Consider the following 17,499-nt stretch of genomic DNA (forward strand, 5'->3'; position numbering starts at 1 on the left):
GTGAAATTCCTATTTTATAGGAATAGATTTTAGCGTTCTTTTTTGAATACCCTCTTTTTTGCCAACCACTACATGTAGAATACCATCTTTATAGGTAGCTTCAATTTTGTTTTCATCTATAGTTTCAGGCAAGCTAAAAGTTCTGCTAAAAGTTTGATAATTAAATTCTCTGCGGATGTAGTTTTCTTTCTTATTAACTTCTTCTTTTTTATCCTCTTTTTCAGAAGAAATCATCAAAATATCATTGTCGATTTCTACTTTGAAGTCTTCTCTTTTCATTCCGGGAGCGGCTAATTCAACTTCAATTTTAGTATCGGTTTCTTTCAAATTTACAGAAGGCAAATTACTTCCCAAAGCTGCAAAATTTCTGTCGGTCCAATCAAATAAATCTTTTGTTATAAAATCATCAAAAAAATTATGGATTGATTTGTTTTCTAATGACGGAAATAATCCGTCTTTTTTAACTAAAGTTTTCATAATACTACATATTTAATTGTTCTCATTTTTACATATTAAAGTTAGTTAATATTTGAATACATTATTTTCGTGATAACAAAAAATTAACGATTAAAACACTGTAAATAAGAAGATTAGTAATAAATATTTGTAAAAAAAAAACACCTTCAAGTAGATGTATTGAAGGTGTGTTAGTAGGATTAAAAAAGGAACTAATACCAGCGTTTTTTGTTTTGTTTCGAAATATTTGATTTTCTGGATTTGTGCGCACCACCGCTACGATTCGAGTTTTTCTGCGCAGCTGTTGGAGCCGTTTCTGGATTTCCAGAATGCCAAGGATAAGGATGATCACTAATTATTTTGACCTCGACTTTGATGAGTTTTTGAATGTCCTTCCAATATTGATGTTCGTCTTTGCCACAAAAAGAGATGGCTATTCCTTCGTTTCCAGCTCGACCCGTTCTCCCAATTCGATGAACGTAAGTTTCGGGAATATTGGGCAAGTCAAAATTGATGACATAAGGCAATTGATCGATATCGATACCTCGAGCTGCAATATCGGTGGCTACCAAAACGCCCACTTCTTTGTTTTTGAAGGCATCTAAAACCCGTTGTCGCGCATTTTGTGATTTATCGCCGTGAATGGCTTCGGCAGGAATATCTTTTTTGCGCAAGGCTTTCACCACATTATCAGCTCCGTGTTTGGTTCTCGAAAAAACCAGAACATCCGATAAATTTTGATTTTTTATCAAATGATACAGTAGGTTTCTTTTTTCGGTTTTTTCGACAAAATAAACGTGTTGTTCCACATTTTCGGCAGTAGAGGAAACAGGAGAAACTTCCACTTTTTCAGGATCTTTCAAAAACATTTCGGCCAATTCGCGAATGGCGATGGGCATCGTTGCCGAAAAAAGCAAGGTTTGTCTGTTTTTTGGCGTAAGCTTTACGATTTTCTTGACATCGTTTATAAATCCCATATCGAGCATTTGGTCGGCTTCGTCAAGGACTAAAGTATGCAGATGGTCTAAAGTTATAAAACCTTGTTTGTGCAAATCGAGTAATCTTCCGGGTGTCGCAATCAAAATATCGACCCCTTTGCGAAGCGCATCTACTTGTGGCACTTGTGAAACTCCTCCAAAAATGGTGAGTTGAACTAGATTAGTATACTTGCCGTAAGTGTCGAAACTTTGTCCAATCTGAACCGCTAATTCACGTGTTGGAGTGACAATGAGCGCACGTATTTCTTTGGCTTTTTTCGATGAACCAACAATCCGATGCAATTGATGGATGATTGGAATGGCAAATGCTGCTGTTTTTCCGGTGCCCGTTTGTGCGCAACCTATTAAATCTCTACCCGCTAGGACGAGCGGAATAGCTTGCTCCTGAATGGGAGTTGGGTTGGTGTAGCCTTCTTCAAATACAGCTCTTTGAATACTTTTGGACAATGATAAATCTTCGAATAACATAGTTTTGGATTTAAATCTCTAGTAATTTTTGTCTAGAAACTTTTGCAAAGATAGGTTTATTATTTTTGATGGTAGTTTACTCCTTATTAGTGCAAGGTATTCGCTTTTAAAACAGAAAAAAAGAAGCCACGAATTTCACGAATAAACACGAATTTTGATGTCCTTAAATTACACAAATTCATTTTAAATATAGAGAAAATTAGTGCTATTTTGTTTTTATTCTTTTTGAATTAGTGCTAATTCGTGAAATTCGTGGCTAAAAATTTTTAAAAGCGAATGCCGTGTTTTTAGCGCAGGTTCATTTGCTAAACAATATGTTTTGGAGGTAACAAGCTGTTTTTAGATTTTATAAAATCAGTAACCAAATAGCCTATGAGTTTCCCGATGAGATGATTGTTTTTGTCATAACATAAATCGGGTGCACCTTCGCAAATATGGAGGTAAGCTGCATTTTTATTCATACCAAAGAAAGTAACAAATTGCCGTAATTCTTCAATCGAAAAGCCGCTTAAAGTCATCGCGCTACTGGCAATATTCGGAATAGCATCTAAATCAATTTCAACACCGAAAAAATCATTTTTAATAAATTCTAAGGACTGAATAAGTTCAGAGTTGAAATTCTTTTCTTTGCGAATATTGATACTATCGTAGGTATTGAAACGGACTCGGTCATCTATTTTTTTGAGTATATCGAGGACGTTTTTTGAAGTGTAATTTTCGTGCAAACCAAAAATGAAATATTTTTTCAGAAAACCTTCTTCATAGGCATAAGAAAAACCGTTTCCGCTGTGTCGTCCTTCAAGAATTCTAAAGTCAGAATGGGCATCAAAATTAATAGCGTTGATGGATTTTCCTTTGGCAAGTGCGGTTCCTTTGATATTTCCGTACGAATTATTGTGTCCGCCTCCAATGATAATGGGCGTTTTCCCTGATTTTACAATGTTGAAAATGATATGAGAAACCTCTTTGTCGATTTTCTCCACCAATTGATTTAGTTTGGATCGATCATCAATATCGTGGAAATTTAAATGTTCCACTTCTTTCATTTCTTCGCTTACGTTCAGTTTGCCTAAAACTAATATTTGGTTGCCTTTGCAAAACCGATTGTGTTGTATATTGGCAATACTAGCAATGGTGCATTCCCAAGCGGACGCAGCTCCGGGCCTACCGAAATTGGCTCTTACGCCAATGTCCTCTGGGATGCCAAATAATACAAATTTTGCTTCGCAAGTCGATAGGAAAATCTTGGGATCAACTCCTTTGGGAATGGTCAGCATCTTTTCCCCGAATTTTATTTCGCCAGAGCGGTGGTTGGTTACTTTTGCAAGATCATTTATCGTAAATGGGATCAGTTTTTCCATATCAAAATATAATTCCCAAATATAATATAAATGTTTAGAATTCGTTATTTAAGTCATATAATATTAGTAAATTTGTATAAAATAAACACAAGAAATAATGGAAGATCAACAAAACAATTCGCACACCAGTTTGAAAATAATTATAGGAGTTTTAGCATTCCTTTTAATTGGAAGTTTAGCCTATATTTATAAAATATCGACCGAAGCGAAACAAGTTCAAACTGTATTGACAACGACTCTAACTGAAAAAGAATCAGTTATGAAAGATTTGCAAGAATTAAAAGCAACCTATGATGCTGCTATTGCAGAAAACACTTCACTTTCCGAAGAATTAGTCAAAGAAAGAGACAAAGTAGTTCAATTGATGAATGATGTAGAAAAATCGAAAGGTGATGCATCAAAATACAGAAGTCAATACCTAAAATTAGAAAGCAATATGAAGTCTTTGATGGCTGAAAATGAAGGTTTGAAAAAGCAAAACAAAACTTTAACAAATCAACGTGACAGTACTGTGGTAGTTTTGGGTGAAGCCAAAAAATACAATGAAGTATTGGTGGGTCAAAACGAAGATTTATCAAAAACAGTAGAAAAAGGTTCGAAATTGACCGTTTTAAACATGCAAACTGCAGCCTATAAACTAAGAAGTTCCGGAAAACAAATCGAAACTGAAAAAGCCAGTAGAGCAGATGTCCTTAAAATTAGCTTTACCATCGCTGAAAATCAAATTGCAAAATCAGGTGATAAAGAATATTATGTTCAAGTTATCGATAGCAAAAGCAATGTTCTTGGCGAAAAACAAACCGTAAGTTTTGGAGATAAATCATTGACTTACAGTTTTATTTCTAAAGTGAAATACGAAAACAAAACGGTAAATGTATCGGAAGATTTACCTGGAAAAGATTTTGCAAAAGGAACTTATTTTGTGAATGTATTCGACAAAAATGAATTGGTTTCTAAAACAAGTTTTACATTGAAATAATAGTTTCAAGAGTTTTAAAGAAAAGAGGAGCAGCGATGTTCCTCTTTTTTTATGCCAAAACTTTTCCTTCTATAAATACCGCATCAATCAAATTACTGCCAAAAGCATACGGCAATTGATAAAAAGACGAAACTGGTTGGGTGAGGATAAGATTGGCTTTTTTGCCAATTGTGATGCTTCCGTGAGTTTCTGAAATTCCCATGGCATAGGCTCCGTTTATAGTAGCAGCATTGATGGCTTCTTCGGGAGTCATTTTCATCTTAATACAGGCAGTAGAAACTACAAAATTCATATTGCCCGATGGAGTAGATCCAGGATTAAAATCACTGGCCAATGCAATGGGCAAACCTTTTGAAATCATTTCACGTGCTGGAGTATATGGAATTCCTAAAAAATAAGAGCACGAAGGCAAAGCAACGGGCATTGTTTCCGTGTTTATTAAAGATTCAATATCTTCAGGATTCATAACTTCAAGATGATCGACCGAAAGGGCTTTGTATTTAATTCCAGCTTGGATCCCGCCAATAGAGTTGAATTGATTCACATGAATTTTAGGTCGTAAACCGAAACGGATTCCGGCTTCCATAATTTGTTCGGTTTCGGCTACGGTAAAATAGCCGCTTTCGCAAAAAACATCTATAAAGTCTGCCAATTTCTTTAGGGCAATTTCAGGAAGCATTTTGTCGATTATTAAATCGATGTATTCTTTTCGATTGGACTTATATTCTATTGGAAAAGCGTGTGCGCCAAGAAAGGTGGCTTTTATGGTTATGGGATATTCTTTTGACAATCTTCCGATAACGCGAAGCATTTTCAACTCTCCCTCGACAGTCAGACTATAACCTGATTTTATTTCGACTGCACCAGTTCCTAACCGCATTATCTCTTCAAGACGAAGTTTGGATTGGTTGTAAAGTTCATCTTCCGATGTTTCGTTGAGTTTTTGGGCTGAATTCAGAATTCCACCACCGCGATTGGCAATTTCTTCATAAGAAAGTCCATTGATTCTATCCACAAATTCCTGCTCCCGATTACCGGCATAGACAATGTGAGTATGCGAGTCGCACCAAGCGGGCAAAACCATTTTTCCATCGGCATCGATACATTTTTCGGGATTGATATCTTCGGGCAAATCATCCATTACGCCAAAATCGGAAATGCTATCATTTTCGATAATCAAATAAGCATTTTTGATTGTGGGCAGAACCGCCATATCCTCACCAGAAACTTTCAATATCGAAGCATCTCGAACTTGAAGCAATTCCTTGATGTTGATGATTAGCGTTTTCATTTTGTTGAAAATTATAGTAAAGTCCTCTAAGCGAACCAAAATTTTGAAATATTTTTTTAAACCATAAACAAATTAAGATAGTTAAGTTTTTTGACTTAATGAACCTTAATTTCTTAATGGTTTCAATGAAAAAAGACCTTATTTTTAAATACTTATAAAGTTTTATAAGCTGACCAGTAGCGACAATTGAATAAAATTATTCCGAAACTTTGATTTCAAACATTTTGTCCCAATTTTTACCAGTTACAAAAATGGTTTTGGTTTTTGGGTTGTAAGCGATTCCGTTGAGAACCTCTGCTTCAGGATTTTTAACAAATTTTCTCAAACCTGACATATCCAAAACCCCTTCAACAGCTCCGTTTAAAGGGTTAACCACTGCAATGGCATCTTTTTGCCAAACGTTAGTGTAAATTTTGCCATTAATCCATTCCAGTTCATTGATACTCGGAATTTTGGAACCACCTATATAAACATTCACGTAATCTATCATTTTTTGAGTTGCAGGATCCATTCTCCAAATTTTCTCGGTCTTGTCGGTTTGGTAAATGTATTTTCCGTCATTGGTCATTCCCCAACCTTCGATATCTTTGTCGTAAGTAAAAGTTTTTTCTAACTTCCAAGTATCAGCGTTATAAACAAAACCTGTTTTATCTTGATAAGTCAATTGGTAGATTTTATTGTTGATAATTGTAATTCCTTCGCCAAAATATTTTGAATCTAAATCAACTTGCTTGAACACTTTCCCAGTTTTATAATCGTATTTTCTCAAATAGGATTTGCCGTTAAGTCCTGTACTTTCATACAAAGTGTCTTCATAAAACTCCAAACCTTCAGTAAAAGAACCGATATCGTGAGGATAAGTATTTACAATGGTATATTTTAATGCTTTAGGTTGCACATTCGAAACCACTTCAATTCGTGTTGTAGCTACTGAATTTTCGCCTTCAAAATAAACTATCGCTTTTAGGTTTTGATAGCCTAATCGTTGGTTTTTTAATTCGAAATTTATTTTTTCAATTCCTTTTTTAGTTTCGATTTTTGTGTCATTGACAAAGTATTCAATACTGTCAATAGCTTTTGCATTTGGGTTTAAAATCCCCAATTCTATAGCTTCCTGTGGTTGATATTGAGCAGCAAATTTCGAATTATCGAAAGTAAAAATAGAATTTTCACCTTTTTTTGTACCTCCACAATTGGTCAAAGTTATTCCTAATAAAATGATAAATAGGAAGTTGTAATTTTTCATAAATTGAATTTTTGTTGATGCAATATACAACGATATTTTTATAGCTGCAAAGTCCTTGCAAAAATATAAAAAGATTGTATATTTGCAGCCGGCAAGTCCTACACGACCAGCTCCTGCAGAATCCCCCAGGATGGGAACATAGCAAGGGTACGTGGTTGAGCGGTGCGATGTAGGTCGCTTGCCTTTTTTTTGTCATTGTGAGGTACAAAGCACCCGAGCAACGCGAACGGAGTTTTTACGAATCTTTTTCTATCATTTATCACGTTTTTTGGCGTGATTTTTTTATTTTTACGCAATGGAGGTAGTAGGTGATGAGTTAAAAGTTAAAAATGGATTTGCTTAAAACCCACAACCAATACGAGATTCGCGACTCAAAACTCAAAACCCACAACTCATAACCCATAACAATGAATAAAGTAGTTTTGATCACAGGAGGTTCTTCGGGAATTGGGAAGTCTATTGGTGAATTTTTGCACCACAAGGGTTTTGAAGTCTACGGAACGAGCCGAAATCCCGAACGAGTTTTGAATTCAGTTTTCCCCTTAGTGGCCTTAGATGTTCGAAATGTCGATTCCATTCAGGCGGCTGTTGCCAAAATTATTGCTACCTCAGGACGATTAGATATTGTAATTAATAATGCTGGTGTTGGAATTACTGGTCCTTTGGAAGAAATTCCAACGGCAGAAATCAAGAATAATTTCGAGACTAACTTTTTTGGTCCCATCGAAGTGATGAAGGCGGTTTTGCCACAAATGCGTTCTCAAAAATCAGGATTGATTATCAATATCACCTCCATCGCGGGTTATATGGGTTTGCCGTATCGAAGTGTGTATTCGGCATCAAAAGGAGCACTGGAATTAATCACCGAAGCCGTGCGAATGGAGGTCAAATCGATGGGAATCCAACTTACAAATATAGCTCCAGGCGATTTTGCCACGAATATTGCTTCGGGACGTTTTCATGCGCCTTTGCTCAAAAATTCTGCCTACGAAATTCCGTATGGAAACACGCTCAAATTGATGGACGAACACGTAGATAGCGGCAGTAATCCGAATGAAATGGCAGAAGCAGTGTATCAAATTATTCAAAATCCCAGTCCACGAATTCATTACAAAGTTGGCGCTTTTATGCAGAAATTCTCCATTGTATTGAAACGAATTTTGCCCGATAAAATGTATGAAAAAATGTTGATGAATCATTTTAATTTGTAATTTGCGTCGGTATTAAGTAGTATATAAATAAAAGTAAAATCTAAATATTTATGAGGAAACTTACATTATCGCTGGCGTTTCTATTCTCTAGTTTTCTAATCCAAGCTCAAATTGCAAAAATTGTAACCAGAGTAGACGAAGCAGGCGATGTAGCCAGTTTCGAATTGGATTGTACGGTTAAATTTCCAACTTTAGCCAAAGGATTAAAATACAACATCACCCGCCACGAGTTTAAAGGACCAGAGCTGAAAAATACCTATCACTTAATGTTGGTTATGGATGGTTTTTTTACTTCAACTTTGAATGAAGTGATGACGATTTCGATTGTTTTTAGCGATGGATCAAAAGTTTCTGAAATAGAAACGATAGAAAGCGATGGCTACTTTGATGGAGCTTGCACCATCAATATGAAAAGCCCGCCTGAGTTATCGCTGAAACATTACTTAAAAAAGGTCGTCGTCAATACAGGAAAAAAAGAAGTTGTGTATGAAGTATCCGCGCAAAAAAGCAAGGAATACCGAAAAAATATTGAGAACATTGTCAATGCAAAATAATGGACCACTTTTTAGCGCTGCGCTAACCTTTTTAAAATCAAACATAAACCCGCTAAATGCAAAATTTAGCGGGTTTTTATATTTTGATGGTTCTGTTTAATTCGGGAACTTTTCTGGAATAACATGGATGATATTATTTGTAGGGTTTAATTGCAAAACCTACGAAATTATAAAGTAAGCTAATATGAAAGATATTTTTAAGGTTTGAATTTTTGATATCAAAAAATATCATTCCAGCTTCTAGAGAAAAGTTTCCATTTCCTAATGGATGACCATCATTAGTACTAAAGTTAAAAAACATATAATTTACTCCAATATGGCAAAATTTATTGGCTTTTATTATTTCTTGTACGTCAGTTGTTGATGTTGAAGTATCACACCATAAAGACCCGCCTACATAAAAATTGATCATAGAAGGTATTTTATAATAGTCAGATCCCGGTTCTTTTTTTGTTTTTTTACTTAAGTAAATCGGATAATATGCATATACAGGAGCGTACGAAGTAATATCTATTCTCTCTTGAATCTCAAAAAACTCGATGGCTTTAGTACCGAAACCCAATCCTCCTAGTTTTTGAAACCCAATAGCAAAAGGTAATAAGGAGGATGAAATCAAGCCGCTATATTGGGTTTGTGTATTTGTACCATCCGAGTTAAGATAAGCTCCACCACCACCAATTTCCGCCAAAGAAACTTTGTACCATCTTTTATAATTTGATGATTGCTGTTGTAAGCTACTATCAATGGCAGTATTGTTTTCAATATTTTGTTGAGCAGACGAAAATAAAGCTAAAAATAAAGCGCTTATAAGGATAATCGTTTTCATAGCATCAGTTATTAATACTATTGAAATTTTGTCAAATTTTGGCAGGCAATATATTTACGATAATTGACAATAACTCAAAATTTGACTCCATTAAAGATACAAAATAATCTTTTGATTTTTAGTGGTTTATCTTTTTTTTTAATTTCTGAAAAGAGATAAAATTAGGTTGGGTTTTAATCAAAAAAAGAATAGTTAAGTAAAAGACTGTTTTTGAAAAAAGCAATGATTTTTTAGCTTTCAAATCTGCTGAATATGATAATTATCATTTTAATTGCAATAGACAAGTCGTAACTTTGAGAATAATAAAATTATGGCATTAGATTCATCTAAAAATTTATTGATATGGCAAAAGTACAAGGAGCAATAGTCGTAAATACTCAAGTTTGTAAAGGCTGTGAAGTCTGTATTCCTGTTTGTCAAGAAAATGTGATTGCAATGTCAAATGACGTGAATAGAAAAGGCTATCATTATGCCTATATGAAAAACCCCGAAGCCTGCAATGGCTGCACCAATTGTGGAACTGTATGCCCTGACAGAGCCATTACGGTTTATAGAGTAAAAGTCGCAACTTAACCAAATTATACCCTTTAAAAATGTCGGAATTAAAATTGATGAAAGGAAACGAAGCCTTGGCAGAAGCCGCAATTAGAGCCGGAGTCGATGCTTATTTTGGTTATCCGATTACGCCGCAAACCGAAATTATTGAATATTTGATGAACGAACGTCCTGAAAACAGAACAGGAATGGTCGTGCTTCAGGCTGAAAGCGAAGTCGCAGCCATTAATATGGTGTACGGCGCAGCAAGTACGGGTAAAAAGGCATTGACATCTTCATCGAGTCCTGGAATTTCTTTGAAATTGGAGGGAATATCGTATTTGGCTGGAGCCGAATTGCCTGCCGTTATCGTAAATGTAGTTCGTGGTGGACCCGGTTTGGGAACCATTCAGCCTTCACAAGCCGATTATTTTCAATCCGTTAAAGGAGGAGGACACGGCGATTACAAACTCTATGTTTTAGCCCCAGCATCCGTTCAGGAAATGGCCGATTTTGTTGAAGATGCTTTCGATATTGCCTTTAAATATCGCGCACCGGTTTTAATTCTTTCCGACGGATTAATTGGTCAAATGATGGAAAAAGTAATTCTTAAAGACCAAAAACCAAGATGGACCGATGCGGAATTAATCGAAAAGAACGGCGATTGGGCAGTGACGGGTAAGAAAGGAAGAGAACGCAATATCATTACCTCACTCGATTTGCAATCCGAGAAAATGGAAGCTCGAGTGCATCGATTGCAAAAGAAATACGAGCAAATGGAAAAAGAGGATTTGCGTTTCGAAAAAATCAATTGCGACGATGCAGACTATTTGGTGGTAGCTTACGGTTCTAGTGCTCGAATTTCGCAAAAAGCGGTTGAATTAGCCAGAGCCAAAGGTATAAAACTAGGCTTATTGCGACCCATAACCTTATTCCCTTTTCCGCAACAGGAATTATTCGAATTAGCCAATCAAGTCAAAGGAATTTTAAGCGTGGAATTGAATACGGGGCAAATGGTAGAAGACGTTCGTCTTGCCGTTGAACACAAAGTGCCCGTAGAACACTTCGGGAGAACCGGCGGAATTATTCACACGCCAGAGGAAATTGTAGCCGCTTTAGAACAAAAAATAATCAACAATGGAAGTTTTAGACATCATAAAACCAGAGAATCAAGTCTTCTGTAAATCACAGTTAATGACTGGAAATGCTTTGTCGTATTGTCCGGGTTGTGGTCACGGAACGGCCAATAATTTAATTATGGAAGTCATTGATGAAATGGGTATTTCAGAGGATACTATTGGTGTGGCACCCGTTGGTTGTTCTGTATTGGCTTATGATTTTATGAATATCGATATGACCCAAGCCGCTCACGGACGCGCTCCTGCGGTGGCAACAGCCATCGTCAGAACTTGGCCCGAGAAATATGTTTTTACCTATCAAGGCGATGGCGATTTAGCCGCTATTGGTACTGCCGAAACGATTCACGCTTGCAACAGAGGCGAAAATATGGTTATCTTTTTTATCAATAATGGTATTTACGGAATGACCGGCGGTCAAATGGCGCCAACCACTTTAGAAGGAATGAAATCGTCGACTTCGCCTTACGGGAGAGAAATCGCGACGATGGGATCGCCTTTGAAAATTACGGAATTAATTGCCAATCTTCCCGGCGTGTATTCGGTAAGTCGTCACGCGCTTCATACGCATAAGCACGTTCGAAAGGCTAGAATTGCCATTAAACAAGCATTCGAAAATACTAGATTAAAAAAAGGACTATCGTTTATTGAAATTCTTTCCAATTGCAATTCGGGTTGGAAAATGACGCCGAATGAAGCCAATGAATGGATGGTCGAGAATATGTTTCCATACTTTCCGCTTGGGGATATAAAAGTGGCTGGAAAACTTAAAGTATAAATCATGACTGAAGAAATAATTATTGCAGGTTTTGGTGGGCAAGGTGTGCTTTCAATGGGCAAAATATTGGCCTATTCTGGAATTATGCAAGACCAAGAAGTGAGTTGGTTGCCTTCGTATGGTCCCGAAATGCGCGGTGGAACAGCCAATGTTACCGTGATTTTGAGTGACGAAAGAATCAGTTCTCCGTATTTGAAAATAGTAGATACCGCCATTATTTTGAACCAACAATCGATGGATAAATTTGAGGCATCGGTGAAACCAGGAGGCTATTTAATTTACGATCCAAACGGCATTACGCATCATCCCACGAGAACCGATATCCAAATTTTTCAGATAGAAGGCACCAAACTAGCCGCTGAAATGGGAAATAAAAAAATCTTCAATATGGTCATTTTGGGCGGTTTTTTAAAAGAAAAACCAGTAATAAAAATAGAAAATGTGATTGAAGGCTTGAAAAAATCCATCTCAGAGCGCTATCACCATTTGATTCCTTTAAATCTTGAAGCCATAACAAAGGGCATGAAAAACATTGTCCCTTATAAAGTGGTAGCCGTTGCTATGCAACCTTAAAAAAGTATTAAAAATCATTTTGAATTAGTAAGCATTGATTTTTTATAATAGACCTATGAGCCTTTTTGCAGGCTTATAGGTTTTTTTGTTGGATTTTTTGTGATCAACAAAAGCCAAGTGTTAATGGGCTCAAATAGTGACATCAAGACTATTTTATATTATAAATTGACAGTTTTGTATCTTTATTTTTTCTATAAATGCGCTATTTTTACTGCCTTCAATACTAATTATTCCATGATGATTTTCAAAAAACTGTTCCTTGCTTTTGTATGGTTTACTTTTTCAGTAATGGCTTGGTCACAAAATGCGGATACAAAAAACACTTTTTATTCACTTTCAGGAAGGGTTGAACTTCTCGACCAAAATAAAGTGATTTTGATTGGCCCTGCGTCTTCCGTTTCGTTTGAGTTCCAGGGAAATTCTTGTTCCATTGCTTTGCAAAGTCTAGTCGATCACCAAAATTATGTTGCTCTTGTGCTCGATGGCAAATACATCGGACGAATCCGTATCGAAAAAGGGGAAGCGAAATCCTTTCCAATTGTAGTTTCCGAAAAGAAAAAAACACACCATCTCTCGATTTATAAAGCGACCGAAGCGACCAACGGTGGGGTTTTATTTTCAGGAACAATAGCCAAAATTATAGAAAGCTCAGTTCCAAAATCCAAAAAGAAAATCGAGCTTATTGGTGATTCGATCACGAGTGGTTTTGGAAACGACGACTCCACCATTCCTTGTGGAACAGGTGATTGGTACGATCAACACAACGCTTATTGGGCTTATGGTCCGGTACTTTCTAGAGCCTTGGACCTCGATTTTGTGCTGAGTTCAGTTTCAGGTTATGGCATGTATCGCAATTGGAACGATGAGCATATCGAAGAACCGATCATCCCCGATGTATATGAAAATTTATACCTCAATACAGACGGTTTACAACCGTATGATTTTAAATTTCAACCCGATTTAGTAAGCATTTGTGTAGGAACCAACGACCTTTCAGACGGCGACGGAAAAAAAACGAGATTGCCATTCAACGAAGAAAAATTCATTTCAAATTATATTAATTTCATAAAAACTGTTTACAAACACGCCCCCAATACTCGCATTGTTTTGCTCAACAGCCCAATGGTTTCGGGCGATAAAAATGTAACTTTTGTAAATTGTTTGAAAAAAGTCATTCAAGCATTCGAAAAGGATACGGCTCATAAAAAAATTGAATTATTCGAATTCCAACCTATGGTTCCAAAAGGTTGCGGCTATCATCCCAATATTGCCGATGATAAAGTGATGGCCGACCAATTAATTCCTTATTTTAAACAACTTTTAAATGAAAAATAATCTAATTGCATTTATACTTTTTCTGGTATTTTCAAATATGGCTTTCGCCAATGTGACGCTGCCGAATCTGCTTTCGGATAATATGGTTTTGCAACGCAATGCCGAAGTAAACCTTTGGGGTTGGGCGAATCCGCAGGAAGAAGTCGTGATTACGCCAAGTTGGAACAATCAAACGTATATAATCAAAGCCAGTAATCAGGCGATATGGCAAATTAAGATTCCCACACCAAAGGAAGGCGGACCATTCAGCATTTCGATAAAAGGCTACAACGAAATTGTGTTGAAAAACATTTTAGTTGGCGAAGTTTGGATTTGTTCCGGTCAATCTAATATGGAAATGAACGCCAGTTGGGGAATCGAAAATGGGGATGAAGTGGTCAAAAATGCTACAAATCCCAACATCCGATTTTTTACCGTGCCTAAATTGACAGCTACAACTCCTCAAAATAATTTACCTGGAAATTGGACAGAATGCGTCCCAGAAACAATGAAAAATTTCAGTGCAGTGGGTTATTTTTTTGCCAAACGATTGCAAGACGATTTGAAAAATGTGCCTATCGGTTTAATTTCTTCCAATTGGGGCGGAACTCCAGCCGAGATTTGGATGCCCGAAGAAGTCATTCAAAACGACACCATTTTAATTGAAGCCGCCAAAACTAGAAAAGAAGAAAGTTATGGTCCAAACCAACCCGGACGCGCTTTCAATGCAATGATTTATCCTTTGGTACAATTCAAAATTGCAGGCGTGATTTGGTATCAAGGCGAAAGTAATGTGGGTTCGACAGTTTATGACAAAACATTTTCGGCACTCATTACCTCTTGGAGAAAAGGCTGGCAATATGATTTTCCATTTTATTATGTGCAAATTGCTCCTTACAAATACGGTGAAAATCATTTTGGTGGCGCCATCATTCGTGATGCTCAGCGGAAAGTGTTGCGAGAAGTTCCCAATACTGGCATGGCTTTAACAACAGATATTTCGCCCATTGATGACATTCACCCCAAAGACAAGAAATCGGTAGGAACTCGTTTGGCAAATTTGGCTTTGACCAAAACTTATAAAACCAATACTGCATTGGTCAATGGCCCACTTTATAATGCGATAAAAATCGAGAAAAACAAAGTGGTAGTTTCTTTCGATTTTGCCGAGGGTTTATATTTCAAAGACAATAAAGCGGATTTGTTTGAAATTACTGGAGCAGACGGTATATTTTATGAAGCGAAGGCAACAATCAAAAAAAATAATGTTATTTTACAATCGGATAAAGTGAAATTGCCCGTAAAGGTGCGTTATGCTTGGAAGAACACCGATCAGTCAACTCTTTTTAATAAAGCGAATTTGCCTGCTTCCACATTCATTACTGAATAATTAAATAAATTTTACAAAAACGAAATCAACTTACACTTATGACTGCTAAAAATTTAATTTTCTCTGGACTTTTTTGTCTCCTCTCGTTTGGCGTGACCCAGGCCCAAAACAAATCCCATTTGGATAAATCAAAACCTACCGAAGAACGCATCGATTTGTTGATGAAACAAATGACACTCGAAGAAAAAGTAGGGCAAATGAACCAATACAACGGTTTTTGGGAAGTAACTGGCCCAGCACCTAAAGGAGGAAATGCCGAATTGAAATACAAACATTTGCGTGATGGTTGGGTAGGTTCGATGCTTTCGGTTCGCGGTGTCAAACAAGTGCGAGCCGTTCAGAAGATTGCCGTCGAGGAAACCCGATTGGGAATTCCATTGATTATTGGTTTCGATGTGATTCACGGATATAAAACTTTGAGTCCAATTCCGTTGGCAGAAGCCGCGAGTTGGGATATGGAAGCCATCAAAAAATCAGCACAAATTGCTGCAGATGAAGCATCGGCATCGGGAATCAATTGGACTTTTGCTCCAATGGTCGATATTTTTAGGGATGCCCGTTGGGGTAGAGTGATGGAAGGTGCTGGTGAAGACCCTTTTCTAGGAAGTAAAATTGCAACAGCCCGAGTACAAGGTTTTCAAGGAGATACAAAGGCAGATTTAGCCAAAGTAAATACCATTGCAGCCTGTGCCAAACATTTTGCTGCCTACGGTTTTGCCGAAGCGGGAAGAGATTACAACACCGTCGATATGAGCAATTCGACCTTGTACAATATCGTTTTACCACCATTTCAGGCGGCGGAGGAAGCGGGTATTCGGACGTTTATGAATTCCTTTAACATTCTGAATGGAATTCCTGCAACAGGCAGTAGCTTTTTGCAAAGAGATATTCTAAAAGGCAAATGGAAATTTGACGGATATGTAGTGACCGATTGGGGTTCTATCAAAGAAATGGTTACTCACGGCTATGCCAAAGATAGCGCAGAAGCGACTGAAAAGGCCGTAAAAGCGGGCTCGGATATGGATATGGAATCGTATAATTATGTCAACGATTTAGTAAAATTGGTCAAGGAAGGCAAAGTGAATGAGTCTTTGATTGACGATGCCGCTCGTAGAATTCTCCGCGTAAAATTTGAATTGGGCTTATTTGACAATCCTTACAAATACTGTGATGAGGCTAGAGAAAAAGCAGTTATTGGTAGCAAAGCCAACAACGATGGGGTTTTGGATATGGCGAAAAAATCGATTGTTTTGTTGAAAAACGACAAGAATTTACTTCCCCTAAAAAAATCAGGACAAAAAATTGCCTTGATTGGCGCTTTGGCCAATGACAAAAGTAGTCCATTAGGAAGCTGGAGATTGGCTGCCGAAGACAACTCCGCTGTTTCTGTTTTAGAAGGAATGCAACAATACAAAGACAATACATTGACCTTTGAAAAAGGCCCTGAATTACTGCTCCAAAAAGCAACTTTTCTTTTTGAAGTAGCTTATAATACCACTGATAAAAGCGGTTTTGATGCGGCCAAAAAAGCAGCGGCCAATGCTGATGTGGTGGTTATGGTTTTAGGTGAAAATGGGTATCAATCTGGAGAATCTCGAAGCAGAACTAATTTGGATTTACCAGGTTTGCAACAAGAATTATTGGAGGAAATTTATAAAGTAAATCCAAATATTGTTTTGGTTTTAAACAACGGAAGACCACTTGCTTTGCCTTGGGCAGCCAAAAATATCCCTGCCATTGTTGAAGCTTGGCAACTGGGAACCCAAACCGGAAATGCCGTGGCTCAAGTGTTGTACGGCGATTATAATCCGAGTGGAAAATTACCCATGTCTTTCCCAAGAAACGTTGGGCAATGCCCAATTTATTACAATAATTACAGTACCGGAAGACCCATTATGACCGATAATAACGTATTTTGGTCCCATTATATGGACGTAGAAAACACCCCACAATTTCCTTTCGGATTTGGATTGAGTTATACGACTTTCGATTATAAAAATTTGAAAATCAACAAAGCGGCTTTCGCCAAAGGAGAAGCCGTTAAAGTTTCGGTTGAGGTGACCAATTCCGGTAATTATGACGGAAAAGAAGTGGTTCAATTGTACATTCACGATGTTGCTGCCAGTTTGGCTCGACCTGTAAAAGAATTGAAAGGTTTCGAATTAATCGCATTGAAAAAAGGTGAAACCAAAACGGTCACTCTGACTTTGACCGAAAAAGAACTTGGTTTCTATGACAATGAAGGAAATTATTTAGTAGAACCGGGCACTTTCAAAATTAGGGTAGGAGGAAGCTCTGACAAAGGTTTGGAAAGTAGTTTTGAGTTGAAATAAAAAAAAGAAACACGAATTAGCACTAATTAATTGGTAAAAATTCCTGAAATT

At 37.0% G+C, this 17,499-nt stretch carries 16 protein-coding genes and 1 other RNA gene; 11 read left to right on the plus strand and 6 right to left on the minus strand.

The features are described 5' to 3' along the window. Positions 1-9: 9 nt before the first annotated feature. The 3 genes from E1750_RS16560 to E1750_RS16570 all read right to left on the minus strand — a co-directional run bounded on the left by E1750_RS16560 (position 10) and on the right by E1750_RS16570 (position 3,283). Positions 10-477 carry an Hsp20/alpha crystallin family protein gene (locus E1750_RS16560; RefSeq protein WP_133277836.1) on the minus strand — a complete coding sequence of 156 codons (468 nt, stop codon included), beginning with the start codon at positions 475-477 and terminating at the stop codon, positions 10-12. A 191-nt stretch (positions 478-668) separates the two neighbouring features. Further along, entirely contained in the window at positions 669-1,922 is a 1,254-nt protein-coding gene (locus E1750_RS16565) for a DEAD/DEAH box helicase (RefSeq protein WP_133277837.1), read from the minus strand. A 305-nt stretch (positions 1,923-2,227) separates the two neighbouring features. Beyond that, a complete protein-coding gene (locus tag E1750_RS16570; RefSeq protein ID WP_133277838.1) occupies positions 2,228-3,283 on the minus strand; it encodes a formimidoylglutamase in 1,056 nt (351 codons plus the stop codon). A 97-nt stretch (positions 3,284-3,380) separates the two neighbouring features. Between E1750_RS16570 and E1750_RS16575 the strand changes: the two genes are divergently transcribed. Beyond that, positions 3,381-4,262, plus strand: a complete 882-nt coding sequence (locus tag E1750_RS16575) for a hypothetical protein (protein WP_133277839.1) — start codon at positions 3,381-3,383, stop codon at positions 4,260-4,262. A gap of 49 nt (positions 4,263-4,311) precedes the next feature. Here the strand turns inward: E1750_RS16575 and hutI are convergent, their stop codons facing one another. After that, positions 4,312-5,553, minus strand: a complete 1,242-nt coding sequence (gene hutI, locus E1750_RS16580) for an imidazolonepropionase (protein WP_133277840.1) — start codon at positions 5,551-5,553, stop codon at positions 4,312-4,314. A 196-nt stretch (positions 5,554-5,749) separates the two neighbouring features. Further along, positions 5,750-6,799 carry a glutaminyl-peptide cyclotransferase gene (locus E1750_RS16585; RefSeq protein WP_133277841.1) on the minus strand — a complete coding sequence of 350 codons (1,050 nt, stop codon included), beginning with the start codon at positions 6,797-6,799 and terminating at the stop codon, positions 5,750-5,752. Positions 6,800-6,888: 89 nt separating this feature from the next. Here E1750_RS16585 and ffs point away from each other — a divergent pair. The 3 genes from ffs (at position 6,889) to E1750_RS16600 (ending at position 8,564) form a co-directional block, all read left to right on the plus strand. Continuing rightward, positions 6,889-6,986: signal recognition particle sRNA small type (gene ffs, locus E1750_RS16590), an RNA gene on the plus strand. 220 nt (positions 6,987-7,206) lie between these two features. Beyond that, positions 7,207-8,010 (plus strand): SDR family oxidoreductase, encoded by an 804-nt coding sequence (locus tag E1750_RS16595; protein WP_133277842.1) that lies wholly within the window; start codon positions 7,207-7,209, stop codon positions 8,008-8,010. A 50-nt stretch (positions 8,011-8,060) separates the two neighbouring features. Further along, positions 8,061-8,564 carry a hypothetical protein gene (locus tag E1750_RS16600; protein WP_133277843.1) on the plus strand — a complete coding sequence of 168 codons (504 nt, stop codon included), beginning with the start codon at positions 8,061-8,063 and terminating at the stop codon, positions 8,562-8,564. A 133-nt stretch (positions 8,565-8,697) separates the two neighbouring features. On the opposite strand, the gene E1750_RS16605 is transcribed toward E1750_RS16600, so the two are convergent. Then, entirely contained in the window at positions 8,698-9,390 is a 693-nt protein-coding gene (locus E1750_RS16605; RefSeq protein WP_133277844.1) for a hypothetical protein, read from the minus strand. Between the two features lie 342 nt (positions 9,391-9,732). Here E1750_RS16605 and E1750_RS16610 point away from each other — a divergent pair, with 342 nt between their 5' ends. The 7 genes from E1750_RS16610 to bglX all read left to right on the plus strand — a co-directional run bounded on the left by E1750_RS16610 (position 9,733) and on the right by bglX (position 17,448). Then, on the plus strand, positions 9,733-9,963 hold the full coding sequence (locus E1750_RS16610; RefSeq protein WP_133277845.1) for a 4Fe-4S dicluster domain-containing protein: 231 nt from the start codon (positions 9,733-9,735) through the stop codon (positions 9,961-9,963). A 20-nt stretch (positions 9,964-9,983) separates the two neighbouring features. Then, positions 9,984-11,108: a 3-methyl-2-oxobutanoate dehydrogenase subunit VorB gene (locus E1750_RS16615; protein WP_227873914.1), complete on the plus strand. Its 1,125-nt coding sequence runs from the start codon at positions 9,984-9,986 to the stop codon at positions 11,106-11,108. Then, positions 11,062-11,838 carry a thiamine pyrophosphate-dependent enzyme gene (locus E1750_RS16620; protein WP_133277846.1) on the plus strand — a complete coding sequence of 259 codons (777 nt, stop codon included), beginning with the start codon at positions 11,062-11,064 and terminating at the stop codon, positions 11,836-11,838. The genes E1750_RS16615 and E1750_RS16620 overlap by 47 nt, the downstream gene beginning before the upstream one ends. Positions 11,839-11,841: 3 nt before the next feature. Continuing rightward, entirely contained in the window at positions 11,842-12,411 is a 570-nt protein-coding gene (locus tag E1750_RS16625; protein WP_133277847.1) for a 2-oxoacid:acceptor oxidoreductase family protein, read from the plus strand. 234 nt (positions 12,412-12,645) lie between these two features. Further along, complete coding sequence (locus E1750_RS16630; RefSeq protein ID WP_227873915.1) at positions 12,646-13,746, plus strand: SGNH/GDSL hydrolase family protein; 1,101 nt, start codon at positions 12,646-12,648, stop codon at positions 13,744-13,746. Next, a complete protein-coding gene (locus tag E1750_RS16635; RefSeq protein WP_133277848.1) occupies positions 13,736-15,115 on the plus strand; it encodes a sialate O-acetylesterase in 1,380 nt (459 codons plus the stop codon). The genes E1750_RS16630 and E1750_RS16635 overlap by 11 nt, the downstream gene beginning before the upstream one ends. Positions 15,116-15,153: 38 nt before the next feature. Further along, the gene (gene bglX / locus E1750_RS16640) at positions 15,154-17,448 is read left to right on the plus strand and encodes a beta-glucosidase BglX (protein WP_133277849.1); all 2,295 of its coding nucleotides are present in this window, start codon (positions 15,154-15,156) and stop codon (positions 17,446-17,448) included. The last annotated feature ends 51 nt before the right edge of the window (positions 17,449-17,499 follow it).

This window comes from Flavobacterium nackdongense (assembly GCF_004355225.1).
Classification (GTDB): Bacteria; Bacteroidota; Bacteroidia; order Flavobacteriales; family Flavobacteriaceae; genus Flavobacterium; species Flavobacterium nackdongense.